25 protein-coding genes are annotated in these 26028 nt (G+C 72.4%); 14 read left to right on the top strand and 11 right to left on the bottom strand.

What is annotated here, in order from left to right; translation table 11 throughout:
• Positions 1-4 precede the first annotated feature (4 nt).
• Genes DS079_RS17340 through DS079_RS03830 form a run of 6 tightly spaced genes read right to left on the bottom strand, consistent with a single transcriptional unit; the run spans position 5 to position 4721 of the window.
• Positions 5-445 (bottom strand): hypothetical protein, encoded by a 441-nt coding sequence (locus DS079_RS17340; RefSeq protein WP_241237526.1) that lies wholly within the window; start codon positions 443-445, stop codon positions 5-7.
• 25 nt (positions 446-470) lie between these two features.
• Positions 471-1538, bottom strand: a complete 1068-nt coding sequence (locus DS079_RS03850) for a hypothetical protein (protein ID WP_126984963.1) — start codon at positions 1536-1538, stop codon at positions 471-473.
• A 34-nt stretch (positions 1539-1572) separates the two neighbouring features.
• Positions 1573-2061: a hypothetical protein gene (locus DS079_RS03845; protein ID WP_126984961.1), complete on the bottom strand. Its 489-nt coding sequence runs from the start codon at positions 2059-2061 to the stop codon at positions 1573-1575.
• 30 nt (positions 2062-2091) lie between these two features.
• Entirely contained in the window at positions 2092-3237 is a 1146-nt protein-coding gene (locus DS079_RS03840; protein WP_126984959.1) for an SPFH domain-containing protein, read from the bottom strand.
• 46 nt (positions 3238-3283) lie between these two features.
• Positions 3284-3772, bottom strand: a complete 489-nt coding sequence (locus DS079_RS03835; RefSeq protein WP_126984957.1) for a glutathione peroxidase — start codon at positions 3770-3772, stop codon at positions 3284-3286.
• A gap of 37 nt (positions 3773-3809) precedes the next feature.
• A complete protein-coding gene (locus DS079_RS03830) occupies positions 3810-4721 on the bottom strand; it encodes a PfkB family carbohydrate kinase (protein WP_126984955.1) in 912 nt (303 codons plus the stop codon).
• A 29-nt stretch (positions 4722-4750) separates the two neighbouring features.
• On the opposite strand from DS079_RS03830, the gene DS079_RS17585 reads away from it, so the two are divergent.
• Entirely contained in the window at positions 4751-6625 is a 1875-nt protein-coding gene (locus tag DS079_RS17585) for a penicillin-binding transpeptidase domain-containing protein (RefSeq protein ID WP_126984953.1), read from the top strand.
• On the opposite strand, the gene DS079_RS03820 is transcribed toward DS079_RS17585, so the two are convergent.
• Both DS079_RS03820 and DS079_RS03815 read right to left on the bottom strand, forming a co-directional pair.
• A complete protein-coding gene (locus tag DS079_RS03820; protein WP_126984951.1) occupies positions 6619-7095 on the bottom strand; it encodes a nucleoside deaminase in 477 nt (158 codons plus the stop codon). The two genes, DS079_RS17585 and DS079_RS03820, sit on opposite strands and share 7 nt — an antisense overlap.
• Before the next feature lie 32 nt (positions 7096-7127).
• Positions 7128-9185, bottom strand: a complete 2058-nt coding sequence (locus tag DS079_RS03815) for an NADPH-dependent 2,4-dienoyl-CoA reductase (RefSeq protein ID WP_126984949.1) — start codon at positions 9183-9185, stop codon at positions 7128-7130.
• Between the two features lie 71 nt (positions 9186-9256).
• Here DS079_RS03815 and DS079_RS03810 point away from each other — a divergent pair, with 71 nt between their 5' ends.
• Positions 9257-9877 carry an isochorismatase family protein gene (locus DS079_RS03810; protein ID WP_126984947.1) on the top strand — a complete coding sequence of 207 codons (621 nt, stop codon included), beginning with the start codon at positions 9257-9259 and terminating at the stop codon, positions 9875-9877.
• Here the strand turns inward: DS079_RS03810 and DS079_RS03805 are convergent.
• Complete coding sequence (locus DS079_RS03805) at positions 9828-11537, bottom strand: HNH endonuclease signature motif containing protein (protein ID WP_126984945.1); 1710 nt, start codon at positions 11535-11537, stop codon at positions 9828-9830. The two genes, DS079_RS03810 and DS079_RS03805, sit on opposite strands and share 50 nt — an antisense overlap.
• A 519-nt stretch (positions 11538-12056) precedes the next feature.
• Here DS079_RS03805 and DS079_RS03800 point away from each other — a divergent pair.
• Positions 12057-13223 (top strand): AAA family ATPase, encoded by a 1167-nt coding sequence (locus tag DS079_RS03800; RefSeq protein WP_126984943.1) that lies wholly within the window; start codon positions 12057-12059, stop codon positions 13221-13223.
• Entirely contained in the window at positions 13220-13720 is a 501-nt protein-coding gene (locus DS079_RS03795; RefSeq protein ID WP_126984941.1) for a DUF1648 domain-containing protein, read from the top strand. Before DS079_RS03800 ends, DS079_RS03795 begins: the two co-directional genes overlap by 4 nt.
• Before the next feature lie 7 nt (positions 13721-13727).
• Here DS079_RS03795 and DS079_RS03790 read toward each other — a convergent pair whose 3' ends face one another.
• Entirely contained in the window at positions 13728-14786 is a 1059-nt protein-coding gene (locus DS079_RS03790) for a MerR family transcriptional regulator (protein WP_126984939.1), read from the bottom strand.
• Positions 14787-14931: 145 nt separating this feature from the next.
• Here DS079_RS03790 and DS079_RS03785 point away from each other — a divergent pair, with 145 nt between their 5' ends.
• The 4 genes from DS079_RS03785 to DS079_RS03770 all read left to right on the top strand — a co-directional run bounded on the left by DS079_RS03785 (position 14932) and on the right by DS079_RS03770 (position 18217).
• On the top strand, positions 14932-15972 hold the full coding sequence (locus DS079_RS03785; protein WP_126984937.1) for a GNAT family N-acetyltransferase: 1041 nt from the start codon (positions 14932-14934) through the stop codon (positions 15970-15972).
• Positions 15973-16065: 93 nt separating this feature from the next.
• On the top strand, positions 16066-17286 hold the full coding sequence (locus DS079_RS03780) for a YncE family protein (protein WP_126984935.1): 1221 nt from the start codon (positions 16066-16068) through the stop codon (positions 17284-17286).
• Entirely contained in the window at positions 17283-17735 is a 453-nt protein-coding gene (locus tag DS079_RS03775) for an SRPBCC family protein (protein WP_126984933.1), read from the top strand. Before DS079_RS03780 ends, DS079_RS03775 begins: the two co-directional genes overlap by 4 nt.
• Positions 17732-18217: a DnaJ family domain-containing protein gene (locus DS079_RS03770; RefSeq protein WP_126984931.1), complete on the top strand. Its 486-nt coding sequence runs from the start codon at positions 17732-17734 to the stop codon at positions 18215-18217. The genes DS079_RS03775 and DS079_RS03770 overlap by 4 nt, the downstream gene beginning before the upstream one ends.
• Positions 18218-18221: 4 nt before the next feature.
• On the opposite strand, the gene DS079_RS03765 is transcribed toward DS079_RS03770, so the two are convergent.
• The gene (locus DS079_RS03765) at positions 18222-19121 is read right to left on the bottom strand and encodes a serine protein kinase RIO (RefSeq protein WP_126984929.1); all 900 of its coding nucleotides are present in this window, start codon (positions 19119-19121) and stop codon (positions 18222-18224) included.
• A gap of 251 nt (positions 19122-19372) precedes the next feature.
• On the opposite strand from DS079_RS03765, the gene DS079_RS03760 reads away from it, so the two are divergent.
• Genes DS079_RS03760 through DS079_RS03735 form a run of 6 tightly spaced genes read left to right on the top strand, consistent with a single transcriptional unit; the run spans position 19373 to position 25945 of the window.
• Positions 19373-21727, top strand: a complete 2355-nt coding sequence (locus tag DS079_RS03760) for a sialidase/neuraminidase family protein (RefSeq protein ID WP_126984927.1) — start codon at positions 19373-19375, stop codon at positions 21725-21727.
• A 59-nt stretch (positions 21728-21786) separates the two neighbouring features.
• Positions 21787-22518, top strand: a complete 732-nt coding sequence (locus tag DS079_RS03755; RefSeq protein ID WP_126984925.1) for a VOC family protein — start codon at positions 21787-21789, stop codon at positions 22516-22518.
• Entirely contained in the window at positions 22515-22886 is a 372-nt protein-coding gene (locus DS079_RS03750) for a DoxX family protein (protein WP_126984923.1), read from the top strand. The genes DS079_RS03755 and DS079_RS03750 overlap by 4 nt, the downstream gene beginning before the upstream one ends.
• 48 nt (positions 22887-22934) lie before the next feature.
• Positions 22935-24215: an ABC transporter substrate-binding protein gene (locus DS079_RS03745; RefSeq protein WP_126984921.1), complete on the top strand. Its 1281-nt coding sequence runs from the start codon at positions 22935-22937 to the stop codon at positions 24213-24215.
• Positions 24205-25116, top strand: coding sequence for a carbohydrate ABC transporter permease (locus DS079_RS03740; RefSeq protein WP_126984919.1), 912 nt, complete (start codon positions 24205-24207; stop codon positions 25114-25116). Before DS079_RS03745 ends, DS079_RS03740 begins: the two co-directional genes overlap by 11 nt.
• Complete coding sequence (locus DS079_RS03735; protein ID WP_126984917.1) at positions 25109-25945, top strand: carbohydrate ABC transporter permease; 837 nt, start codon at positions 25109-25111, stop codon at positions 25943-25945. The genes DS079_RS03740 and DS079_RS03735 overlap by 8 nt, the downstream gene beginning before the upstream one ends.
• The last annotated feature ends 83 nt before the right edge of the window (positions 25946-26028 follow it).

Below are 26028 nucleotides of genomic sequence, written 5' to 3'. Positions count from 1 at the left end.
GCGGTCAGGCGCCGCCCGCCTCCTCGAGCAGCTCGATGACCTCGGCCAGGTCGTCGGCGCCCGACGGGGCGAGCGTCCCGGCCACCCCGACCTCCGCGACCCGCTCCAGCTCCCGCAGCGTCGCGAGCCGCTCCGGCAGCGGCCCCTCGCTGCGGCCCGGCCTCCACCCGGTCTCGATCGCGGCATCCCGCCAGCGCAGCAGCTGCGCGGCGGTGCTCCACGGATCCACCGCGAAGGACCGCGCGGGCCAGGGCTGGGGGTGCTCCTCGAGCAGCCGCAGGTACTGCGCCACCCGCACCGCCGGCTCGACCGCGGGCCGGGTCAGCCCCAGCCGTCCCTGCAGCAGCTGCACCAGGCCGCGCGGGCCGAGCCGCGCGATGCCCGCGGCCCCGCCGCCGTCGGCCCAGGCCGCACCGTCCAGGGACCAGCCGAACTCGATACGCATGGGGCCACTGTAGGGCGGCGGCCGCTCACCGGTTGAACGGATCGTCCGGCCGGATCCCCCAGGAGAAGCCACGCTCGTGGAGCACCTCGCCGGAGGGATCGGGCGCGAGCATCAGGTCCTGCCCCTCGCCGGTGACGTGCAGCGTCCCATCGGCCTGCTGCTCGACGGTCAGTGTGAGCGTCTCGCCCTCGTCCTCGAGGTACTCCTGCACGGGCTGCCCCTCCTCTCGCAGGTCCTTCAGCGTCAACTCGATCGTGCCGTCCTCGCCGCGGGTCCAGGAGCCGGCGCGCAGCGTCCCGTCGGCCGTGCGCAGCTGCGCCTTCGCGGCCCCGCCGTAGGAGATCGAGCCGAGCGCGAGACGGCTCCAGCGCACGTCCTCGGAGAGCTGGTCGGTGGGGGCGGCGGTGTCCTCGGCGACGGCCCACACCCCGGCCGGCGCCGACTCGTCCACGCTCCGCGGCGGGTACATCGTCGTCACGCCCCACAGCACCAGGCCCGCGATCACCGCGGCGGCGACAGGCCCGGCCACGGCCCCGACCCGCTCCGCCGGCCGCCACGGCACCAGACGCGGCCGCGGCGCCTCGCCGATCTCCCCGCGTCCCAGCACCGCGCGCCACAGGCGCGGCATCCACGGGATGAGCACCAGCAGCGACATCGCGATGTACACGGCCGACGGGGTCTTGACCATCACGTCGTAGCCGATGTTCAGCACCAGCACGAAGCTCATCGAGGCCGCGCCGATCAGCGCGCCGAGCACGACCGTGCGCCGCCACAGCAGCGCGAGCCCGGCCCCGAACTCGGCGAGGCCGGAGAGGAACTGGAAGACGGGGGAGAAGGCGACCATCCGCCACAGCAGCCCCATCGGGCTCATCTCCCCGTGGGCGATCAGGGCGTCTCCCGCATCGGAGAACCCGAACTGGCCGAAAACGAGCTTCGCGGCGCCGTAGTACATCAGCACCAGCGCGAGGGCGAGCCGCACCCCGCCGTGCGCCCACCATGCGAGCGTCACCCCGGCGGTGCGGGCCAGGCGCTTCTCGGTGGAGTAGTCGGCGGGGGCGGGCGCGTGGTCTTCGATCTCATCGGTGGTGGCCATGCCCCCAGCCCATCATCGCGGGCGGCTGCGCTGATCACCCGGCGGTCTCGACTCCGCTACGACCTTGGGCGGATGTCGCCGTCGCTCCTGCGATCAGCTGTGCGAGACGCACCGGCGGCAGGGCGATGACGAGCGTGAGGAGCGCCAGCACGCCGTCTGCGCTCGTGAGCAGCACCAGCAGCGGGAGCACGGATCCGGTCGCGATCGCGACGAGGGAGAGGATCGCCGTGGGACGGGCGGGGTCGCCGGAGCACAGGCGGCGCAGCGACAGCACGACGACCAGCGCATCGACTAGGAGCAGGAGGATCCCGGCGGCCACGGCGAGGCGGCCGAGCCATGCGGTCCTGGCCTCGGCCCGCCGCATGGTCTCGACCCCGTCTGGGGTGGGTGTGAAGATCTCGCCGATGCTGATCGCCGCGGCGAACGCCGTCATCGCCGCGACGGCGAGCGCCAGGCCGAGGACGACCAGGGCGAGCAGCGCGTCGAGCACGGCGAGCTGCGCCGACCGGCGCGGATCGCTCACGGCAGGGCGATCCACGCCGGGAGAGGGGCGTCAGCCCTGGTTCGCGCTGCCGGGGTGCGCCCACGGCGGCACGTCGCCGCCGGGGTAGCCGTCCGGCACCTGCTGCTGGGCCTGCCGCTGCGCCTCGCGCGCCTTCTGCTCGGCCTCCTGGCGGGCCCGCTGGGCGCGGGCCTCCTCGCGCTGGCGCCGCTGCTCGGCGGAGGCGCGCTGGCGCTGAACGGAATCCGCAGCGTCAGCATTCTGGCTCGCCTCGGCCGCGGCCTGCGACTGCAGCATCGCCGAGCGGATCTCCTCGCCCATCGAGCCGACGGAGCCGGGGTTGCTGGGGAGGTAGAGCACGTTGGAGCGGCCGTTGCGGGCCACGTCCTGCATAGTGTCGAAGTACTGCGTCATCAGCAGCAGCTGCTCGGCGGAGTTCTCGATGCCGACCTTGCGCAGCATCTCGTACTGCTCCGCGATGCCGAGCGCGATCGCCTTGCGCTGCGCGGCGACGCCCTCGCCCTGAAGGCGCTTGGACTCGGCCTCGGCCTCCGCCTGGGTGACGCGCTTGATCTTGTCCGCCTCGGCGAGGGACTGGGCGGCGACCCGGTCGCGCTGGGCGGCGTTGATGGAGTTCATCGAGTCGCGCACCCGCGAGTCCGGGGAGATGTCCTGGACCAGGGTGTTGATGATGTTGAAGCCGAACTCCTGCATCCGGGTCGAGAGCGTGTTCTCGACGCTGCGGGCGATGTCGTCCTTCGACTCGAAGGCCTGGTCGAGCTCGAGGCCCGACAGCGCCGAGCGGACGGTGTCGAAGACGTAGGAACGGATCTGCGCCTCGGGGTTGGACAGCTTGTAGTACGCGTCCACGACCTGCTCCTCGCGGATGCGGTACTGCACCGCGACGGGCACCGTCACGAAGACGTTGTCCTTGGTCTTGGACTCGATGTTGACCTCGAGCTGCTGGACGCGCAGCGAGACCGGCTTGGTGGTGCTGTCGATGAACGGCGTCTTGAAGTTCAGACCGGCGTGCGCGACGCGGCGGAACTTGCCGAAGCGCTCGACGATGATCGCCTCCTGCGTGTGCACCGTGAACATCAGAGAGGTGCGCAGACCCCCGAACAGCAGCGCGGCGAGGATCGCGAGCACGACGAGTATCACGACGAGCACGACGATGGTGATGATGAGGCCTTCCACAGGGACCCCTTTCGAGTGGGAGGAACGTGTGAGACACGCTACCAACTCACCGGAGGGCCAGCTCCGCCTCGATCCTGCGGGCGATGCGGGTCGGCGGCACCGGCGGGGCGAAGCGGCGGACCACGTGCCCGTCGGCGGAGACGAGGAACTTGGTGAAGTTCCAGGCGATCCGCCCGCCCATCACCCCCGGCCTCTGCGCGCACAGCCAGCGCCACATCGGCGGGGCGTCCGGCCCGTTCACGTCGGTCTTCGCGAACAGCGGGAAGGTCACCGAGAACTGGGAGGTGCAGGTCTCCCGGGTGTCCTCGTCGCTGCCGGGGTCCTGGTGGAACTGGTCCGAGGGGAACCCCAGCACGCTGAAGCCCAGCGCGGAGAAGCGCTCGTGCAGCTCCTGCAGGCCCCGCAGCTGCGGGGTGAAGGCGCACTGGGTGGCGGTGTTGACCACCAGCACCGGGCGGCCGCGGTAGGCACCGAGGTCCACCGGCTCGCCGTCGATGCTCGTCGCCGAGAAGTCGTGGAAGGTGCGGTCGTCCATGGTCTCCTTCCCGAGGCCGTCCTTGCGCCATCGTAGGTCAGGAGAGGAACTCGTCCACCTCTGCGCGCGAGGGGGCGCTCTGCGGCCCGCGCCGCGTCACCGCGATCGCCGCGGCGGCGTTGGCGCGGGTCGCCGCGGACTCCCAGTCCGCGCCGAGCGCGCGCTCCGCGAGCAGCACCCCGGTGTGGGTGTCGCCGGCGCCGTTGGTGTCCACCGGCGTCTGCGGGAAGGCGGGGATCTCGGTGCCGCGCCCGTGATGGAAGACGTGGCATCCCCGCTCCCCGTCGCGCACCACGACGACGGCGCCCGGCCGCAGCCGCCGCCGGATCGCCTGCGGGGTGTCCTCGAGGTGGTCGAGGTCGGTCAGCGCCCGCGCCTCGTCCGCGTTGGAGGTCCACACGGTGGTGAGGGCGAGCATCCGGTCCTGCAGCGCGCGCGGGAACGTGGCGAAGGGGTCGCCCGGGTCCAGCACCACGTCGACGCCCCCCTCGAGCCCCTCGAGGAACTCCAGCAGCGGCTCCCGGGTCGGCTCGAACAGGCTGTATCCGGAGACGCACACGAGGTCCCCGGGACGGGGCGCCATCCGCGCGAACGACTCCGAGTCCACGTCCCGCTCAGCCCCGTACACGGTGAGGAAGGTCCGCTCGGCCGACGGCTCCAGCAGCACCACGCAGTACCCGGTGTCGGCGTCCTCGCGCGGGACGTCCGAGACCGCGACCCCGTCGGCCCCCAGCACCTCGCGGATCAGGTCCCCGTTCGGGCCGGTGCCGTGCGCGCCGCCGTGGACGGCCTCCGCCCCGGTGCGCGCCGCGGCGAGCAGCGTGGTCACGGCCCCGCCGGCGTAGCGCCGCTCGGTGCGGGCGTTGGTGTTCCCGCCGCGCGCGGGCAGCGCGTCGACCTCCAGAATCACGTCGACGAGGGCCTGGGCGGTGTGGAGCACACGGGACATGGGCTGAGTGTAGGTGGGAGCATGGCCCGATGGCCCCCACTTCCGCCCGCCGCCGCACCCCCGTCGTCATCGTGATCGCCGCCCTGGCGGTCATCGCCCTCGTGGTCGGCGGCATCGCCTTCTGGCGCTCCACCGCCGACGACGGCACGGACGCCGCCGAGCAGCTCGCCGGCACCCTCGCCGAGGGCGGCTCCGACCTCGATGCCGAGGTGCTCGGCGCCCTCCGCGACGCGGGAGCGACCGCCGAGGTCGCCCTGGCCGATGCCGGTGACGCCGAGGACGGCACGCGCACCGCGACCTACGACTGGACCTGGACCCTCCCGGACGACGCCGGGACCTGGGAGTACACCACCACCGCCACCCTGACGAAAGGTGAGGACGGCTGGGCGCCGCAGCTCACCCCCGCGGCCCTCGGCCCCGAGCTCGAGGACGGCGAGATGCTCGCCGTGCGCGCCGTCGACCCCGAGCTCGGCACCATCACCGACCGTGACGGCACCCAGCTCTACGGCCCCCGCGACGTGAAGGTCCTCGGCCTGGACAAGTCCCAGCTGGCCGCCGACCAGCTCGACTCCTCCGCCCGCGACCTCGCCGCCGCGCTCGGCACCGACGCGGACCGCTACGCCGAGTCCGTCGCCGGTGCCGGCGAGGAGGCCTTCGTCCCCGCCCTCACCATCCGCGTCAGCGACGAGGGGGAGTACGACCTCGCCAGGGCCGGCCAGGTCCCCGGCTTCCACGCCCTCGAGGAGCAGCGCCCCCTCGCCGTCGAACGGGACTACGCCCCCGGCGTGCTCGGCTCCCTGCGCGAGGCGACCGCCGAGGACGTCGAGAGCTCCGGCGGCGAGATCCAGGCCGGCGACCAGGTCGCGACCGGCGGCGTCCTCGCCGCGGAGCAGGACGCGATCCTCGGCACCTCCGGCCTCGAGATCGTCGCCACCGGCGGCGAGCAGGAGCGCCCGCTCCACGAGGTCGATCCCGTCGCCGGCACCACGGTGCGCACCACCCTCGACGACGACCTGCAGCGCCGCGCCACCGCCGCGATCGCCGACGAGGACTCCCCGTCGGCCGTCATCGCGCTCAGCGCCTCCACCGGCGACGTGCTCGCCGCGGCGCTCGGGCCGACGGGCCAGTCATATCCCGTCGGCCTCGTGGGCCAGTACGCGCCCGGCTCGACCTTCAAGACCGTCACCGCGCTGTCGCTGCTGCGCGCCGGCGTCACGCCCGACACCGAGCTGCAGTGCCCCGAGACCGCCTCGGTCGCCGGACGCTCCTTCAAGAACGCCGACTCCATGGACCCCTCCCTGTTCGGCACCATGCCGCTGCGCTCCGTGATCGCGCACTCCTGCAACACCGCGCTGCTGCTGCAGCACGAGACCGTCTCCCAGGCCGAGCTCGCCGACGCCGCGACCACCCTCGGCATCGGCCAGGAGGCCCCGGCCGGGCTCGACGCCTTCATGGGCTCGATCGACCCGGCCGACGAGGGCGTCGAGCACGCCGCGGCGATGATGGGCCAGGGCCGCGTGCTCACCTCCCCGCTCGCCATGGCGACCGTGCTCGCCTCGGTCCAGAACGGCTCCACGGTCACGCCCCGGATCCTCGCCGACTCCGAGCCGGCCGCCCCCGAGATCCCGACCCCGCTCACCGAGGAGGAGGCCGCGCAGATGCAGGAGATGCTGCGCGGCGTGGTCACCGACGGCAGCCTCGACGACTTCGCGGACCTGCCCGGGGAACCGGTGATCGGCAAGACCGGCACCGCGGAGTACACGAACGAGGAGGGCGAGCTCGCCCTGCACTCCTGGGTGATCGTCGCCCAGGGCGACCTGGTCGTCGCCGCCTTCGTCGAGGACGGCAGCTACGGCTCAGTCACCGCTGGTCCGATCGCCCGGGAGGTGCTCGCGGGTCAGTAGGCGGTGCGCCCCTCGTGGGCGAGCCACGCGTCGAACGGGGCGACCGCGTCCGCGTGCCGGTGCTGCTCGACGGGGAGCACGGCGTGGCGGCCCGGCCGGGCGAAGTAGTCGTAGAAGGCGGAGTCGTCGAAGCCGGCCCGAGCGGCGTCCCCGCGGCCTGCGGCGAACACCACGAGGTCCAGCCGCGCCCAGAGCGCGGCCGCCATGCACATCGGGCACGGCTCGCAGCTCGAGTACAGCACCGCGCCACGCAGCTCCGGCGATCCGCTGCGCGCACAGGCCTCCCGGATCGCGGCGACCTCGGCGTGGGCGGTGGGATCATTCGTGGCGGTCACCCGGTTCACGCCCTCGACCAGCTCCCCGCTCGTCAGGCGCACCACGGCGCCGAACGGACCGCCGCCGTCGGCGACGTTGGCGGTGGCCAGGGCGATCGTGCGCTGCAGGGTCTCGGTGGGATCGGGATGGTCCATCGCTGGCCTCCTCGGGGCCGGGACCGCCGAGACTACAGCCCCGCCGCGACCTGCACGGCCTGGCGGATCGCCCGCTCCGCGTCGAGCTCCGCGGCGACGTCGGCCCCGCCGATCACGTGCACCCGCGGCGCCCGGCCGCGCCGCTCGGCGATCACCTCGTCGGCCAGCGCGTTCACGCTGACCTGCCCCGCGCACACCACGACCGTGTCGACATCCAGCACCCGCGCCTCGCCGTCCTCGGTGATGTGCAGGCCCGCCTCGTCGATCCGCTCGTAGGTCACGCCGCGGTGCTGGATCACGCCGGCATGGCGCAGCTCCGCCCGGTGCACCCAGCCCGTCGTCCGGCCGAGCCCTGCGCCGATCCGCGTCTCCTTGCGCTGCAGCAGGTGGACCTCGCGCCGCGCCTCCTCGCGGGGGCGGGTGATCACGCCGCCGCGCGTCGAGTCGGCGTCGACCACGCCCCAGTGCTCCCGCCAGCGCCCGACGTCCAGGGTGGGGGAGGGGCGCGGCGCGGTGAGGTACTCGGCGACGTCCACGCCGATCCCGCCCGCGCCGATGATCGCGACCTTCTCGCCGGCCTCGGCACGGCCCTCGAGCAGATCGGCGTAGCTGATCACCTCCGGCCCGCCGCTCCGTTCCAGAGCGATCTCCCGCGGCGCGACGCCGGTGGCGACGATGACGTCGTGGAAGCCCTGCAGCTCGGTCGCCGTCGGCCGCATCCCGAGCCGGATCCCGACGCCCGCCGCGGCCAGCCGCATCCGCCAGGACTGCAGCGCCTGCGCGTAGTCCTCCTTGCCCGGGATCCGTGCCGCGAGCCGCAGCTGCCCGCCGATCTCGTCGGTCGCCTCGTAGAGGGTGACGATGTGGCCGCGCTCGGCGGCGGCCAGCGCCGCCTCGAGCCCCGCCGGGCCCGCGCCGACGACGGCGACCTTCCGGATGCGGCGTTCGATCACCGGCGTCAGCACCAGCTCGGTCTCGTGGGCGGCGCGCGGGTTCACCAGGCAGCTCGCCCGCTTCCCGTCGAACACCTTGTCCAGGCAGGCCTGGTTGCAGGAGATGCAGGCGAGGACCTGTCCGGCGCGGCCGTCCGCGAGCTTGTTCGGCAGCTGCGGATCGGCCAGCAGCGGGCGCGCCATCGAGATCAGGTCCGCCTGCCCGGAGGCGAGCACCTGCTCGGCGACGTCAGGGTCGTGGATCCGGTTCGAGGCGACCACGGGCACGCCGACCAGCTCGCGCAGGTGCTGGGTCTGCTCGGCGAAGGCGGCGCGCGGCACGGAGGTGACGATGGTGGGCACTCGGGCCTCGTGCCAGCCGATCCCCGTGGAGAGCACGTCCACCCCGGCGCGGACCAGGGACTGCGCGAGCGCGGTGGTCTCGGTCCAGGTCTGCCCCTCGGGCACCAGGTCCAGCAGGGAGATGCGGTAGCTCAGCAGTGCGTCGTCCCCGATCGCGTCCCGCACCGCGGCGGCGATCGCGAGCGGCACCGCGCGCCGGCCCTCGGAGGTGCGGCCCCAGCGGTCCCGGCGATGGTTCGTGGCCGGGGCGAGGAACTGGTTGAGCAGATAGCCCTCGCTGCCCATGATCTCGACGCCGTCGTAGCCTGCGTCGACGGCGCGGCGGGCCGCCTCGGCGAAGTGGTCGATAGTGCGCTGCACCCCGCCCCGGGTGAGGCGTCGGCTGCGGAACGGGGACAGCGGCGACTTCCCGCCGCTCGGCGAGGCGGACAGCGGGTGGAAGGCGTAGCGGCCGGCGTGGAGGAGCTGTAGGACGATCCGTCCGTCGGCCTCGTGGACCTCGCGGGTGATCAGCTCGTGGGCGCGCAGGGTGCGGGCGTCGGCCTGGGAGCCGCGCGGGGTGAGGCGGCCGCTGCGGTCGGGGGAGAAGCCGCCGGTGACGATCAGCCCCACGCCGCCGCGGGCGCGCTCGCCGAGATAGGCGGCGAGCTTCTTCGCGTCCGACGGGTCGTCCTCGAGTCCCGTGTGCATCGACCCCATGACGATCCGGTTGCGGACCTCGAAGGGGCCGAGGTCGAGCGGGGAGAGCAGGGATCGGTACCGCGACGCTGCGGCGGAGTGCTGAGGAGAAGACATGCCCGCGATTCTGCCAGCTCGCCTGCGTACGCTGGAACGGACCGGTCCCACACTGCTGCGAGGAGCCCCCGATGACGACGCGCCTGCTGATCATCGTCGATGTCCAGAACGACTTCTGCGAGGGCGGTGCGCTCGGCGTCGACGGCGGCGGCGCGGTCGCGGAGCGGATCGCCGAGTTCGTGCGCGAGCACGGCGGGGACTACGACCGGATCCTCGTCAGCCAGGATTGGCACCGCGGGGACACCGACAACGGCGGGCACTTCGCGGTGCCGCCGGCCGCGCCGGACTTCGTGGACACCTGGCCCGTGCACTGCGTCGCGGACACGGAGGGCGCGGCGCTGCATCCGGCGATCGCAGCGGTGGAGGACCGGGGGGAGGTCGTGCACAAGGGGCACGGCGTCCCCTCGTACAGCGTGCTCGAGGGGATCGTGATCGGCACGGGCGAGTCGGTGCAGGCGCTGGTCCCCGGCTGCGAGATCGACGTGGTGGGCCTCGCCTACGACTTCTGCGTGCGCGCCACGGCCCTCGGTTCGCGCGAGGCCGGCGCGTCGGTGCGGGTGCTGCGGGAGATGACGGCCGCTGTGCACCCCTCGGGCGTCGCGGAGCTCGAGGAGGAGCTGGCCGCGGCGGGTGTCGAGGTGGTCAGAACGGCGGATCGCCGAGATCCGGCGGCGGGTTCCCGGGAGGGATGATCTTCCGGCCGGCGGCCTTCGCGAGGGCGGCCCGCCGGTCCTCGGCGACGCGTTCCGCGCGGGGTCGGGCCTGTTCCTCGGCGTGGAGGCTGCGGGCCTCGGCGGCTCGGCGCTCGTGCTCGGCCGCGGCATGCTCGAGGAGCCTGACCGTGTGCGGCGTGAGCAGGTCGGTGGCCTCCTCGGTGGTGGTGCGCAGGTCCTCGCCCAGGGTCCAGTGCGTGGTGAGCGGCCGGGCGGGCGCGCTGTCGTCGACCGGCTCGCGGGTCGGGTCGATCAGGCCGGCGGTCTTCATCTGGTGGTGCTGCCAGCACAGTCGATGGAGGTTCGCCAGGGAGGTCGGGCCGCCGCGCTCCGGATGCTCGTGGTCGTACTCGAGGATGTGGTCGTCCTCCGCGGCGGTCGCGGTCGGGCGGGTGCAGCCGGGCGCTGCGCAGACGGGGTGGCGCAATCGGAGCTGCAGCCGCATCGCGGCGCTGGGCCGGTAGGTCTCGGGCAGCACGGGAAGATGCGTGCCGCGGACTGCATCGGTGAGGATCCGGGTCCAGACGCTCTCCCCGGCCGCGAGGTCCCGGGCGAGCTCGGCGGGGATAGGGGTGGTGCCCTCGAGCATGGCGGGTGCGTCGTCCTGTCCGAGCAGCGTCATCACCGGCACCGTGACCAGGAGCTTGTACGGCGAGGCCGTCTCCTGCACCGGGGCGGTGTCCAGCACGGTGTGGGCGAGGATCGCGTAGCGCAGGGTGCGCAGCGAGAGCGGTGCGCCGCGCTCGGCGAGGTTCCCGTCGAGGTCGAAGGGCAGCGGCCCCTCGGTCCCGTCCGAGAGGGCGGCGCGCTGGGCTCGCTGCACGTCGCGGGCGGCGACGTCGAGCCGGTGGGCGAGCCCCTTGATCTCGAGGATCGGGCCGGTGACCAGCAGCGAGGCGGTGCCGGTGGTGGAGTCGACGTCGACGATCTCCACGTCGCGGCTCTGCGAGGGCGGGGCCGGCAGGGCGCCGGCGCTCGCGAGCTCGACGGCGAGACGGAGGTGCCGGGAGAAGGTGTCGAGCGAGACGGACGGCAGCTCGATCGTCGCCATGTGGGCGTCGACCTGCGAGGCCTGCTCGTCGGTCAGTCGCCGCACCCGACGCAGGAGCATCTGATGCATCGCCTCGGTGAGATCGCCGCGGCGCAGGTACTCGAAGGTGAGCGGCATGATCTCGACCGCCCGGTGCGCATCGAGCACCTGGCTCCAGGCCTGGTTGTAGGTGCAGCGAAGTCCGGCCGCGACCTTCAGCGCCGTCATGTCCGCGTCCTCGGGACGGCCCTGCACCTCCGGGTCCTCACGGAAGAAGGTCTCCAGCAGCCGCAGGTGATGGGCGTACAGCCGGGCACGGGTCAGCGCGGTGCGGTGCAGCGCCATCACCCGCCCGGACTCGACGGTCCCCTCGCCGACCTCCTCGAGGATGCGCTCCGTGGTCAGCGGCCGACGGGCGCGGGCGCGCCATGCGGGCAGCTCCGGGACCGTCACGGGCGGGAGGAGGGTGCCGGAGCGCGACGTCGGGGCCGACGTCGAGATCGAGGCGGGGCCGACGGAGGACGCGGCGGCAGCCCGCTGTGCTGACGGCGCCGCACCGTGCTCGGACAGCTGTGCCGCGCAGTCACCTGGCTGGTCGAACTCGCCCATCGTGCCCCCCTCCTTCCTCTGCCCGGGAGAATGCCGGATCGCTCCATCGCGTAACGCCTCCAGGATATTCGTGAGGGCGCCACCAGGGAAGGCCTGGGGCGCAATGGGGATGGATCTGTGGATAACCCAGGTGTGTGGAGGGGAGATAGGGGTGGGAGGGGTGGGTGTGTGGATGGGCGGGGTCGACTGTCGGACCTGTCTGGTAGGGCGTGTCTGCAGGTGGCGCGGGTGCTCGGGTGTTGCGTGGAGTTGTGGGTGGGGCTGTTGGGGCGGCGGACGAGCGGACCGGTGGCGGCCTGGTGAGGGTGGGGTGAAAATGGATCGAGGAGCGTTGCCATGGGTGCTTTTCGGGATTCGATGGAGTGACTATTGCGAAATGGCCATTTCTGTGAATGTGGGGGAGTGCTCCGTCGGCCCCCGTCGGCCGCCTCGTCGAGCCGGGCGCTGCCGAGCGGGTCCGCACTGCCCCGTCCCCGCGCCGCCCTGTACATACACCGACACACACGGCACGATGGCTCCATGACGAATCCCTTCACCCCGGGCTTCGGCCTCACGCCGATCATCCTCGCGGGCCGCGACATCGCGATCGACGAGTTCGCCGCGGCGCTCGCCGGCACCGTGCCCGAGGCGCGGGCGATCCTCATCTCCGGCCAGCGCGGCGCCGGCAAGACCGTGCTGCTCACCGAGTTCCGCGAGCTCGCCCTCGAGGCGGGCTGGACCGATCTCAGGATGCACACCTCCTCGACCTCGCTGCTCGAGGAGCTGCGCGGCCAGGCCATCTCCCGGCTGCGCGAGATCGATCCCGAGGCGGAGACCTCCCGCCTCACCTCCGCGCGCGTCATGAACGTCTCCGCCCAGCGCGACATCGTCCAGCGCTACGAGGGGGAGGGGGAGCCGCTCGCCGTCGTGCTCGACCGCCTGGCCGAGCTCGCCGAGGCCGAGGGCGGCGGGCTGTTGATCACGCTCGACGAGCTGCAGTCCGTGGATCGCGACCAGCTCCATGCCCTCACCCAGCACGTGCAGGACCTCATCGGCTCCGGCCACGCCGTCGCCTTCCTCGCCGCCGGGGTGCGCACCGGGGTCGATGCGCTGCTGGACCACGAGCGCACCACCTTCCTGCGCCGTGCGCACCGGCTCGAGGTGGGGAGCGTCGACGTCGGCACCGCCGCCGAGGCGATCCGGATGACCGTCGCCGACACCGCGAAGTCGATCACCCCGGAGGCCGCGGTGCTCGCCGGCGAGATCTCCCGCGGCTACCCCTACCTGATCCAGCTCATCGGCTCCAAGGCCTGGCAGAACAGCGGTGACGCCGAGGTGATCGAGGTCGAGGACGTCCGCGGTGCGCGGGACGCCGTCGTCGCGGCGATGATCAAGAACGTCCACGGCCCGGCGCTGCGCGGCCTCAGCGCCCGCAAGCGCGAGTACCTGAGGGCGATGCTCGAGGACGAGGGGCCGAGCGCCGTCGGCGACATCGCCCGACGCATGGGCATCGACCCGCGCAACCAGTCCACCTACCGCGAGCGGCTCATCGAGGACGACCTGATCCGCCCCGCCGGGCGCGGCTTCGTCGAGTACGCGCTGCCCTATCTCGACGAGGCGCTGCGTCACGAGGAGCGCGAGGGGGTAGGGGCCGACGTCGAACCCGATCGCGGCGTCCGACGGTCCCATCGCGGGAGGCGCGCATGACGGGCACCCCCACGACGAAGGCCGACCGGCCCGCCCGGACCTACCGCACCGGACCGGCAACACGGGTGCTGCGGTGGGTCGCCGTGCTGGCGATGGTCGCGGTCACCGCCTGGCTGCTGACCGTCTACCCGACCCTTCCGGAGACCGTCGTGACCCACTTCGGCCCCGGCGGCGAGGCCGATGACTGGGGTCCGAAGTGGTCGCTGCTGGTCGTCGCCGGGGTGATGCTGCTGCTGTCGCTCCCGCTCGCGGCGATCTCCGCCCATCCGCGGGCATTCAACTATCCCGTCGAGGTCACCGAGAGCAACGCCCAGACCATGTACCGCGAGGGGGAGCGGCTGATGGTCTGGACGCTGCTGTTCCTGCAGGTCGTCTACCTCGGGATCGGCTGGTCGGTGGTGCTCGGCGGCGGTGGGCCGCTGCTCGTGCTCGGGATCGTCGGGCTGATCGGCGCGTCGATCCTGGCGATCGTGCGCATGGTGCGCGCCGCCCGCTGAGCCCGGTTCACGCCCGGGCCAGTGCCACGGCCACGTTGTCCGGGCCGCCGGCGTCGAGGGCGAGGTCGATCAGATGCTGCGCGAGCGCCTCGGGCTCCTCCTCGCCGGTGAGCGCCTCGGCGAGGGCCGACGGGTCGACCACGGCGTGCAGCCCGTCGGACGTGACGAGCACCAGATCGCCGGGCTCCAGCTGCCGCACCAGCAGGTCCGGGGCCGACGGCGCACCTGCGGCGAGGGCCCGGTTCAGCACCCGCCGATCCGGATGGGAGGCGGCCTCCTCGGGGGAGAGCCGGCCCGCCTCGAGCAGGGAGCGCACCTGCGTGTGGTCCTGCGTGACGTGCTCGAGCCGGCCGGCGCGCACGAGTATCGCGCGCGTGTCGCCGAGGTGGGCGATGTGCAGGCGATCCCCGTCGAGCACCGCAGCGGTGAGGGTCGAGCCGGCGCCGCCGTCCGTCGGCACCAGCGCCTCGGCGGCGGTCCAGGCGGTCTCGAGGGCGGTCAGCACGTCGGCCGACGGGGTCTCGACCAGGGCGTCGGCGAACGCCGAGAGCATCCGTGCGGCGAGGTCGTCGGCGTCATGGAATCCGTCGGCCGCCGCGAGCAGGGTGCGGCGGCCGGGCAGGGCCCGGACCAGCACCGCGTCCTCCTGGGCGGTGCGCTCGAGGCCGATGTGCAGCGCCGAGGCGCTGCGAGCAGGGGTGGTCGTGGTGGTCACGGCGTCCTCCGTGGGGTGCTGCCCGAGCGACGAGGCGAGGTCGCCGACGGCGACGGCGCGGGAGAGGGCGTCGGCCTCCTCCTGCCGCCACCAGGAGCGCAGCTCCGTCGCGGCGGCCACGCCGTCCAGGTCGCACAGCACCCGGATCCGGGCGAGCCCCATCCCGAGCCCCCGCAGGGCGGCGATCAGGCGGGCCCGGCCCACCTGGTCGGTCCCGTAGGAGCGATAGCCGGTCGAGGGGTCGACGCGGCGGGGCACCAGCAGCCCCGACTCGTCGTACAGCCGCAGCGCCTTGGGGCTCAGGCCGTTGCGTGCGGCCAGCTCCCCGATGCTCAGCAGGCTCTCGTCCATGCGTTCCTCCGTCGTGCCTCGCCCGGTCTCGGGCACCGGGTCCGTCCCGGCGCGGACCACGCTGGGCCCTGCCCCGAGGGGAGGGTCAAGGAGGCACGAGGATATTCCGTCGACCGGTGGTCCCGCGCCGTGGTGGACTGCGCGCATGCAGCTGACGATCCGTCCCCTGGACGCCTCCTCCGACGTGGAGCTCGAGCAGTACCGCGCCCTCGAGCAGGCGCTCGACGACCATGTCTACGGCGGTCATCAGGAGGAGAGCCTCGCGCAGCTGCGCGCCGGCCTCGAGGACACCCCGTACTGGTCGGTGCGGCGCTGGATCGCCCTCGCCGAGACGCTCGAGGGCGGGGAGATGCTCGTCGGCCGCGCGATGACCTTCACGCCGCAGCAGGAGAACCTCGAGTCGATCTCCGTCGGCGTCGCCGTGCATCCCGCGCACCGGGGTCAGGGCATCGCGACCGCGCTGGTCGAGGAGGCGCTGCTGCCCGCGATCGCGCAGTCCGGCCGCACGCTCGTCGAGGCGTACGGCGAGATCGAGGCGGGCGTCGACCCGGAGGATCCCGCCCATCCCGTGCACCGGATCGCCGCCCGGCTGGGCGTGACCCGCAAGAACCTCGCCGTGTGCCGGGCGCTGCGGCTGCCGCTGGACCCCGACCGGCTCGATGCGCTCGAGGCCGAGTCGGTCCGGAAGCGCGGCGAGTACCGGATCGAGCAGTGGGTCGGGGAGATCCCCGAGGAGCACCTGAGCGCCTACGGCCGCCTGCTCACCCAGCTCGAGATCGACGAGCCCGACGAGGAGGTCGAGCACGAGCCCGCCGAGTACACCCCCGAGCGGATCCGCGTGAGCGAGCGGCGGATGCGCGAGGCGGGCACGATCCGGATCGTCGCGGTGGCTGTCGCGCCGGACGGCGAGTTCGTCGGCAACTCCGAGGTGCACGTGCACGAGGCGCCCGGCAGCACCCTCGGCTATCAGGAGAACACCCTGGTCATGCCCGAGCACCGCGGGCACCGGCTGGGCCTCGGGCTCAAGGTCGCCACCCACCGCCAGCTCGCCGAGCGCGCCCCGCAGCTGCGCTCGCTGGTCACCTGGAACTCGCACGTGAACCCGTGGATGATCCAGGTCAACGAGAAGCTCGGGTACGAGCTGCTCTTCCACGAGGTCGTGATGCAGGGCAGGCGGACGGGCTGAGCGACACGCCTGCCGAGCGCGCCTGACCCCATCGCCCTGCTCCGCCCCGTAGGTTCATGCCTGAGGAATCGGGCAGAGCGGTCAGGGGGAGCCGTGGAGGCGAAGCATCGCAGGAAGCCGCCGAGCCGCGGCCGCAGCTCGCACCAGTTCACCGTGGCGATGGCGATCCTCTCGCTCGTGCTCGCCGGCGGGGCCGTCACGGGGCTCGGCACCTCGATGCTGCGTCCCGATGACGCCGCCTCTCCCGCCGAGGCGGCCGTGCACGATCCGATCGGCGACCCCTCGAACACGACCCGTCTCGTGCACCGCGACCGGATCACCGGGGACATCTCGCCGAAGTCCGTGGTCGCGAGCCCGGCCGGGGACGTCATCGCGAACAACATGATGTACAACCACACCTCGACGCTGTACGACGCGAGCAGCCTCGAGCTCGCCGCGACGGTCCCCGACACCGTGGACCTCGCCGAGTTCGGGTTCCCGGACAGAGCCGGGGAGACGACGGGCGCGCCGGTCGAGGCGGTGTTCTCGCCCGACGGGAGGTTCGCCTACGTCTCCCAGTACTCGCTCAAGGGACCCGGGGCGGGGGAGACCGCGACCGACGACTGCGCCGCCGGCGACGCGATCGGGAACAGCGCCGTCTACCGCCTCGACCTCGAGACGAAGGAATGGGACCAGGTCATCGAGGTGGGGCGGGTCCCGAAGTTCATCTCCCTCTCGTCCGACGGCTCCGTCGCGCTGGTCTCGAACTGGTGCGACTCGAGCGTCTCCGTCGTCGACCTCGACAAGGGCGAGGAGATCCGGCAGATCCCCGTCGACTCCGCGCCGCGCGGCTCCGTGGTGCTGCCCGACAACCGCACCGCCTATGTCACGGCGATGTACGCCGACGAGCTGTATCGCGTGGACCTCGAGACCGGCGAGAGCGAGCTCGTGCTCGAGACCGGCCGCAAGCCCCGCCACCTGGTGCTCTCCCCGGACGCGTCCCGCATGTACCTCACCGAGTCCGGGAACGATCGGCTGCTCGAGCTCGACACCGCCACCGGCGAGGTGCTGCGCGAGGTCGCCACCGGCCGGGAGCCGCGCACCATGGCGATCTCGCCCGACGGGCTCGCCCTGTACGTCGTGAACTACTACGCGAACACGGTGACGAAGTTCGATGCCGAGACGCTCGAGGAGATCCAGACGGTCGAGGTGGGCCAGAACCCGATCGGCATCACCTACGAGCCCACCCACGGCCGGGTGTGGGTCGCGAACTATGCCGGGTCGATCGACGTCTTCGACGACACCGCCCCGCGTGATGGCACGATGGAGCCATGAACGCCCACGCCGTCGTGACGGCCTCCCGCGAGATCGCCGCCCCCGCCGCCGCCCTCTTCGACCTCATCGCCGACCCGGCCGAGCAGCCGCGCTGGGACGGCAACGACAACCTCGCAGGCGCCGAGGCCGGCCAGCGGGTCCGCGCAGTCGGCGACGTGTTCGTCATGACCAACCAGGGCGGCGGGGTGCGCGACAACCACGTCGTCGCCTTCGTCGAGGGTCGCGAGATCGCCTGGCGCCCCGCGCCCCACGGGGAGCAGCCGGCGGGCCACCAGTGGGGCTGGGTCCTCGAGCCGCTCGAGGACGGACGCACCCTGGTCACCCACGTCTACGACTTCTCCGACCTGCCCGCCTCGCAGGAGGCGCGTCTCGCGAAGGCGCGGCAGATGACGCCGGAGAAGCTCATGGCCTCGATCGACCGCCTCGCGGAGCTCGCCGAGGGCTCGTGAGCACGCCGTGGAGGGACCCGGACGTCGCCAGGGTCGAGTCGGCGATCGAGGCGGCCGCGCGGCGCGGTGACTTCGACGACCTGCCCGGCGCCGGGAAGCCGCTGGACCTGCCGGTCACCGATGACCCCGACTGGTGGGTGAACCAGCGCATCGCCAGCGGCGACATCGACTCCGAGGCGCTGCTGCCCGTCGTGGTGCTGCTGCGCAAGGAGTACGAGCGCCGCGACGAGACCCTCGCCGCGCTGCCTGACGAGAAGGCCGTGCGAGAGTACGCCGCGGACTTCACCGAGCGCGTCCACGAGGACCGGCGCGCGAACCCCTTCCAGAAGATGCTCGCGCCGGCGTGGGACGGGGACGACGCGGTCGCGCGCTGGCAGGAGGTGCGGGCAGCGGGTCCCGCCGTGCCGGCGGCCCCCTCCCCGCCGGGTGCCGCGCCGCCGGCCCGGCGCCGGCGGTGGTGGCCCTTCGGCCGACGGGGGTGAGCGGTCAGCGCACCTCCCACCCGCGCCAGGCCGCGGCGACCCACTCCTCGGGATCGGCGGCCGACGGCGGGGCGCCCTGCGAGCGCAGCCAGGTGCACATGGTGCGGCAGTCGCGGCGCAGGAACTCGGTGCCGTGCGGGTTCGCGATCAGGTCGATGGTCTGCGGGACGTCGATGATCACCGGATCCGGATCCGCCAGGCGCGAGTCGGCCAGTACGTTGTAGGGCGAGAGGTCGCCGTGGACGAGGCCCAGGGCGGCCAGGTCGATCACCGCCTCCCGCATCAGGCGCGCCCAGCGCTCGGCGGTCGCGGGATCGGGGGAGGTCTCCTGGAGACGGGGCGCGGCGACCGCGCCGTGCTCGTCGTCGGTGCCGATGAACTCCATCAGCAGCTCGGTGCCGAGGATCTGCACCGGATAGGGGACCGGCAGCCCGGCCTCCCACAGCCGGCCGAGCACGTCGAACTCGGCGCGTGCCCACTGGCCGGCCGCGACCTGCTTGCCGAAGGCGGTGCCCTTCGCGATCGCACGGGCCTCGCGGGAGTCCTTTCCGCGGCGTCCTTCGGCGTAGGCGCTCGAGCGGTGGAAGGTGACCTGGTCGGGGTCGCGGTAGCGCTTGGCGACCAGGAGCGACGCCTCGCCGGGTGCGCCGGTCAGCTGCTCGGCGGGCAGGGCGCGGTCGATGAGGAAGGCGTCGGCCTCCTTGCCGGTCTTGAGGATGCCGAGCTCGGTGTCGATCGCGCCGTCGTGCTGCACCACCCAGTCGGGGAAGGGCTGCGGGCCGCGGTCGAGGGTGTGGGCGGTCTCGGGCCAGGTGGACCAGCGCTGGTCCTCGTCGAGCTCGGCGAGGGAGAGGGAGTACATCGAGCGTGCGAAGAAGCCGTCCGGGTCGAAGGACGTGGTCATGTCAGGGTCTCCTGAGGGAGGGCGCCCGCTCTCAGCGGTGCGCGAGGGAGGGGAGGACGGCAGGGGTCAGCACGGTGACGCTCATCTGGTCCTCCTTCCCTCAGGGCCGGCCCGGGAGGCGCGGCGATGGGGTGAGCCTATGCGGGGCGGCGCTGCCGGGCCAGCGAATTCCGGCCGACGAGTTCGAGGCTCTGACCTGCGGAGTGTGGAGAACTCGAGGTGCCCTGTCGGAAGTGTGGTCGGGTGTGCGCATGACTGCTGCGTGTCCCGTGCTCCGTCCGTCCCGTCGTTCGCTGCTGCTGTCCGGGGCGCTGCTCGGCACGCTCGGGCTCGCGGGGTGCGACGGAGTGAGCCTGCCGTGGAGCACGCCCCGTGCCACGGTGACGCTGGCGCCGATGACCACCGCCGCTGAGCTGCAGCCCGAGATGCCTGTCTACCGCGAGGACTGGGGGATCTCTCCCAGCTCGGAACGGCCGATGGCGATGCTCGTGCATCGTGAGAGAGCGCTCGAGGCCGATCTGCGGGCGGTGACGCTCGAGGAGCCGGAGGGTGTCGCCGTCCCGATCGATCCGCTCACCACGGGCCTCGTCATCGACGGGCACGGGAAGACGGTGCGGGTCTACGCGAGCCGCGTCGTGGATGCCGCGCGGCGCACGGTCATGCACACGTCGACGGACTTGGTGGAATGGGGGAGCGTGGACGTGGACGGCGGGATCGGCGCCGCCCTCGTCGCAGCGGGCGACGGACTCGTCGCGACCTCGCAGCGGGACGGTGAGCTGCAGGTCTGGGACGTCTCGGACGATGGGGCGGCGACTGCCCTCACCCCGGTCCCGGTGCCCGAGGGGCAGAAGTGGTCCGTGCAGGCGGTCGGTCGTGCAGACGATGCGGTCCTCGTGGCCATCGATCGGAAGGGGACCTCGGAGGAAGCGGCCGTCGTCGTCTCCTCGTCCGACGGCGGCGTGACGTGGAGCGCCCCGACGCCGCTGCCCGGCGACGCGGACCAGAAGTCGGTGCATGCCATCTTCGCGCAGGACGGCGCGTTCGTGCTCGTCGGGTCATGGCGAACGGCGGTCGACTGGGACGAGCACACCCGCACCTCTCGCGCGGCGGCGTGGACGGGTGCCGGTGCGGAGGGCCTGCACGCCGAAGAGGTTCCCTTGCCGCGGTGGGGGCTGGAGAACTTCCATCAGCACGACGGCCGTGGCGAACTCGACCCCGACACCCCCATCGACTTCACCGACCTCTCGGCAGGTCGCCCGGTGCGCTCGCCGGACGGATCGGAGATCAGCGTCCCGACCTGGTGGGGTGATGACATGCGGATGCTCCGCCGCGACGCCGACGGCACCTGGTCGGCTGGAGAGCCGAAGGAGTATGTCCCGGCCTATGTTCTCGAGGCGGTCGGGGATGCGACCGGGACGATCTTCCGGGAGAACGGCCGGGTGTACGTCCAGGAGGCGGGAAGCAGTGAGGAGGCAGGGCTGCGGGTCGATCCGGCGCGGGGACTCTCGGTCGCTTCGGCGGCGACCGGCACGGGGCTCGCCGGACGGATCACCTGGACCACCTCCACCATCGACCGAGGCGCTGAGCAGATCAACTGGCGGTCTCCGACCTACGGCACGGCCTTCGGAGCTGGCGAGGGCGACCAGCTCGTACGACGGAACGAGTCCCTGCTCGGGACCGCCAAGCCCCGGTCCGTGCACATCCATCGGCTCGACGGGGATCTGACGCTGTGCACGGGGGTCGTACCGGTGGGCGATCCCCTGGCTGAACCCGGGTTCGCCGTCGAGGCGAGCACCGATCACAGCACGTGGCAGAGCGTGACGGGACTCCCTCGGTCCGAAAACGACGTGGCGGTGGGCGAGGCGAGCACGGTCGACGGCGTGCACTACCTGCCGGTCGCTGAGTGGATCTTCCCTGAAGACGGGGGTCCCTCGGTGCTGACCCCGAGGCTGTACAGCTCGACCGACGGGATCGCCTGGGAGGCCGTTCCGCCTCCCGTGCCGGACCATCCGGAGCCGGAGAAGGCCGCGCTCGGCGCCCATGTCGATGTGATGACCTCCGTCGATGGTGTCCTGATCGGCCTGGGGTCCGTGATCGATGCCCTGGACGAGTGGAGCCCGGTGACCTTCGTCCAGGACGGGGAGACCTGGCGGACCGTGCCGCTCGACGGCGCCGTGCGCGGCGACTCGATCGCAGGGATCGGCGAGGACGGGGTCCATGGCTCCGTGGCGGGACGTACGGGGCGCTGGAGCCTGACGGCGGACGGCGCCCTCACGGAGACCTACCGCGCCGACGACCGCGGCAGGCGGGGCCCGGCGCTGGACCTGGGGGAGGGGGCGCTGCTCGCGGGAGGGTGGATCGACGTGCCCGCAGGCAGCGAGGACGACGCCGGCGAGACGGGGATCGGGGCCTGCCTGTGGGCGAGCCTCGACGGGGGCGAGAGCTGGCAGGCGACGATGCTGCCAGGGCAGGAGGGGCGCTTCCCTGATGTTCACGTGCGCGCGGATGGGGACGACGTGCTGGTCATCCTCGACGACCCCGACGTTCCACATGGGTACTGGATAAGGGGCGCCCGAGCCGACGTCCTCGGCGAGGAGGGCGAGTGAGGGGCGACGCGACCTGACCGTCCTTCCCGCTTGAGCCGGGGCGGCCATAGGGTGGCGGGATGTTCCTCGAGAACCTTGGCATCGATGCCCTGGACCCGCAGCGCCTGGGCCGCTTCTGGGAGGCGGCCCTCGGCACCACCACCCTCACCGATGCGCCCGACATCTTCGAGACCAGGCTGAGCATCGACGGCGACGCCTACCTCGACCTGTGCTTCGCCCGCGTCCCGGCACGCAACGTGGCCCCGCAGCGGCTCCATCTCGACCTCCGCGGCGGCGCCGCGCAGGAGCAGATCGCACAGAAGCTGCGGGAGCTCGGCGCGAGCGACCTCGACATCGGGCAGGGCGAGGTGCCGTGGATCGTGCTCGCCGACCCCGAGGGCGGGGCGTTCTGCGTGATGGAGGAGCGTGAAGCATACGTGGGCACGGGGCCGATCGCGGCACTGCCGCTGGACTCCGCCGACCCTGCCCGCGATGCGGAGTTCTGGGCCTGGCTGAGCGGCTGGACGCCCGCGCCGGGCGTCGCGCCGCGCACCCTGCGCCACCCCTCGGGACGAGGACCCCTGCTCGAGCTGTGCCCGGAGCCGGCGCCGAAGCAGCCCGGGGCCAAGAACCCGATCCACCTCGACGTGCGGCTCGAGCCGGAGGACGACCCGGACGCCGTCGCGGCCGGGATCTCCGCACGGGGCGGTGAGGAGTTCTTCCCGGACTGGGGCGAGCTGCCCTGGCGCGTGTTCCGCGACCCCTCCGGGAACGAGCTCTGCCTGTTGCCCGCCGTGGGAGCAGGCGCATGAGCCGCGGCCGCCGCACCGCCGGATTCCTCGGCGCCCTGCTCGCCGGGGCGGGGACGCTGCACATGCTCCGGCCCGAGCCCTTCGACACGATCGTCCCGCCCGCGCTGCCGGGACCCGCACGCGGATACACCTATGCCTCGGGCGTCGCCGAGCTCGCCGTGGCGGGGCTGCTGGCCGCGCCCAGGACCAGGCGCCTGGGAGGAGCCGCGGCGGCGGCACTGTTCGTCGCGGTGTTCCCCGCGAACGTGCAGATGGCGTACGACTGGCGCCGTGCCCGGCCGCGCCGTCGGGCGATCGCGTACGGGCGGCTCCCGCTGCAGGGCGTGCTCATCGCGCAGGCCCTCCACATCGCGCGGAACGCCGAGTGAATGGGTTAACGTGGACGCTCGTGTGATCTGTCGGACAAAGGAGTTCACGTGACCTCCAGACGAACCTTCCTCGGTCTGGCCGGGGCGGCGGGCGCGGCGGCGCTCGCCGGATGCTCGTCGGACCCCGAGGTCGATCCCGCGATCGGCCCGCCGGCGACCCCCGACACCGAGGACGAGATCACCTTCGGGATCTGGGACAAGGCGCAGGAGCCGGCCATGCTCGAGATCGTCGACGCCTTCCACGAGCACTTCCCGGGCATCGGCGTGAGCATCTCGACCACGGCCTTCGGCCCCTACTTCGAACGGCTCCGCATCCAGGCGCAGGGCGACGACCTGCCGGACGTGTTCTGGATCAACGGCCCGAACTTCGAGCTCTACGCCTCCCACGGGATGCTGCAGGACCTCAGCGAGCTCGAGGGCTTCGACCCGGCGAACTACCCGCCGAACCTCGTGGAGCTGTACACCTACGACGGCACGCCCTATGCGGTGCCGAAGGACTTCGACACCATCGCCCTGTGGTTCAACCGGGACCTGCTGCACCGGTCCGGTGTGGACGAGCCGACCGGCAGCTGGTCCTGGGACGAGTACCGCGACGCCTCCGAGGCGGTCACCCGGGCGCTGGGCGGCGAGCAGATCTGGGGCAACCCGGGCGGGGTCGCGAACCAGGCCATGATCTACCCGCTGATCATGCAGGCGGGCGGATACGTCCTCTCCGAGGACAAGACCCGCTCCGGCTACGGCGAGCCCGCGGCGATCGAGGCGTTCCGGTTCCTCGACGGGATGATCCGCGACGGGATCGCGCCCGACGTGCGCTACACCGCCGAGAACCAGCCCAAGGACCTGTTCTCGAACGGCCGCGCGGCGCTGTACCTGTCCGGGAACTGGGAGGCGGCGCTCCTGCAGGACTCCCCGGTGCGCGAGCAGCTGGGGGTCGCGCCGCTCATCCACGGCGCCGAGGAGGCCAACGTCATCCACGGCATCGGGTGCGCCATGTCCGCGCGCAGCCGGCACAAGCCCGCGGCCTCGGCGTTCCTGGCGTTCCTCGGCTCCGAGGAGGCGCACCGCATCCAGGCGGAGGCGGGCGCGGCCAACCCCGCGTTCCTCGGCACGAACGACGCCTACGTCGAGGCGATCCCGGAGTTCTCGCTGGACGTGTTCGTCGACGCGGCGGAGACCGCCCGAGCCTATCCCGCCAGCCAGAACACGAGCGCGTGGCTGCAGCTCGAGGAGCTGCTGTTCCCGAAGATCCTCGGCGGCGACGGGCGGCTCGAGGCCACGGCCGCGGAGCTCGCCGAGCGCATGGACGGAGTGCTCGCCGATGAGTCATGACACCTCGCACGACACCTCGCGCCGACGCCGCTCGCGCGACGGCCTGTGGCCGCTGGTGTTCCTCGCCCCGCTGATGATCGGGGTGATCGTCTTCTACTTCTGGCCGATCCTGGCCACGTTCCTGAACTCCTTCTCGAGCTTCGGCCCCTTCGGCGACCGCAGCTTCGCCGGGCTGGAGAACTACCGCGCGCTGCTGTCGGACACCTTCGTCCCCCGCGCCGTGCTGAACACCGCGATCTACACCGCGATCGTGCTGCTGGGCATCCCGATCGCCGTCGGCGTCGCCTCGCTCATGAACCAGAAGGGCCTGCGGCTGACGCGCTTCTACCAGGTGCTGTTCTTCCTCCCGGCCGTGTCGATGCCGGTCGCGGTCGCGCTCGTGTGGAGGATGATCTTCAACCAGGAGTTCGGGGTCGTCAACTGGGCTCTCTCGCTCGTCGGGATCGAGGGCCCCTACTGGATCACGGCGCCCTGGTGGGCGCTGCTGGCCGTGTCGATCGTCGGCCTGTGGGCGAGCCTGCCGCTGGCGATCATCATCCTCTCCGCCGGACTGCAGGGGATCCCGTCGGAGCTGTACGAGGCCGCGCAGCTGGACGGCGCGAGCGCGCTGCGGCAGTTCCGCTCCGTGACCGTGCCGCTGCTGACCCCGAGCATCTTCTTCCTGACCATCATCACGGCGATCAACGGCTTCCAGCTGTTCGACCTGCTGTTCGCGATGATGGGGCAGGCCAACCCCGCGATGGCCGACACGCAGTCGCTCGTCTACCTCTTCTACTCCGAGGCGTTCCGACAGAACGACCAGGGCTACGCCTCGGTGATCGCGCTGCTGATCCTGCTGATCATCGGGGTGTTCACGCTGGCCCAGTTCCGGATGCAGAGGAGGTGGGTCCACTATGAGTGAGCGCCGCACCCGGACCGCGCGGCCCCGCTGGGGCACCCACCTGGTGCTCCTGCTCGGCGGGCTGGTGATGGTCTTCCCGTTCCTGTGGCAGCTGAGCATGTCGCTGTCCACGCAGGCCGAGGTCACCTCGGTCCCGCCGAGCTGGCTGCCGGCCGAGCCGCAGTGGGGGAACTATCCCGCGGTGTTCGAGCAGGTGCCGTTCTGGAACCAGTTCCTGAACACGGCGGCGGTGACCGGCGCACGCGTGATCGGCCAGCTGCTGCTGTGCGCGCTGGCCGGATACGCCTTCGCCCGGATGGAGTTCCGGGGGAAGAACCTGCTGTTCGCGCTGGTGCTGTCGATCCTGATGGTCCCGTACCAGATCTACCTCATCCCGCAGTACGACATCATCCAGGAGCTGGGCTGGCTCAACACGGTCGCCGGGATCGCGGCACCGGGCATCTTCAGCGCCTTCGGCACCTTCCTGATGCGTCAGCACTACCTGGGCATGCCGCGCTCCCTCGAGGAGGCGGCACGGCTCGACGGCGCCAGCCCCTGGCAGACCTTCTGGCGGATCATGTTCCCGCTGTCCGGCCCGGCGCTGAGCGCGGTCGCGATCCTCACGGCGCTCGCCTCCTGGAACGACCTGATGTGGCCGCTGATCGTCGCGACCTACGACGACCGCACCACCCTCGCGGTGGGGCTGTCCAGCCTCCAGGGCCAGTTCACCACCGACTACCCGGTGATGATGGCGGCGAGCTTCATGGCGATGCTGCCGCTGATGATCCTGTTCATCGTGCTGCAGCGCCGCGTGATCGAGGGGCTCGCCCACTCGGGCATGAAGGGCTGACGGGCCCGCTGACCGCGTCCGCGCACCTCCGCGGGGGCGGCACGGATCACCCCACTGATTACTATCACCCATAGTAACTATGT

The organism is Brachybacterium paraconglomeratum (assembly GCF_003994255.1).
In the GTDB taxonomy this organism is placed as follows: Bacteria; Actinomycetota; Actinomycetes; order Actinomycetales; family Dermabacteraceae; genus Brachybacterium; species Brachybacterium conglomeratum.
This window is presented reverse-complemented; position numbering and strand designations above follow the sequence as displayed.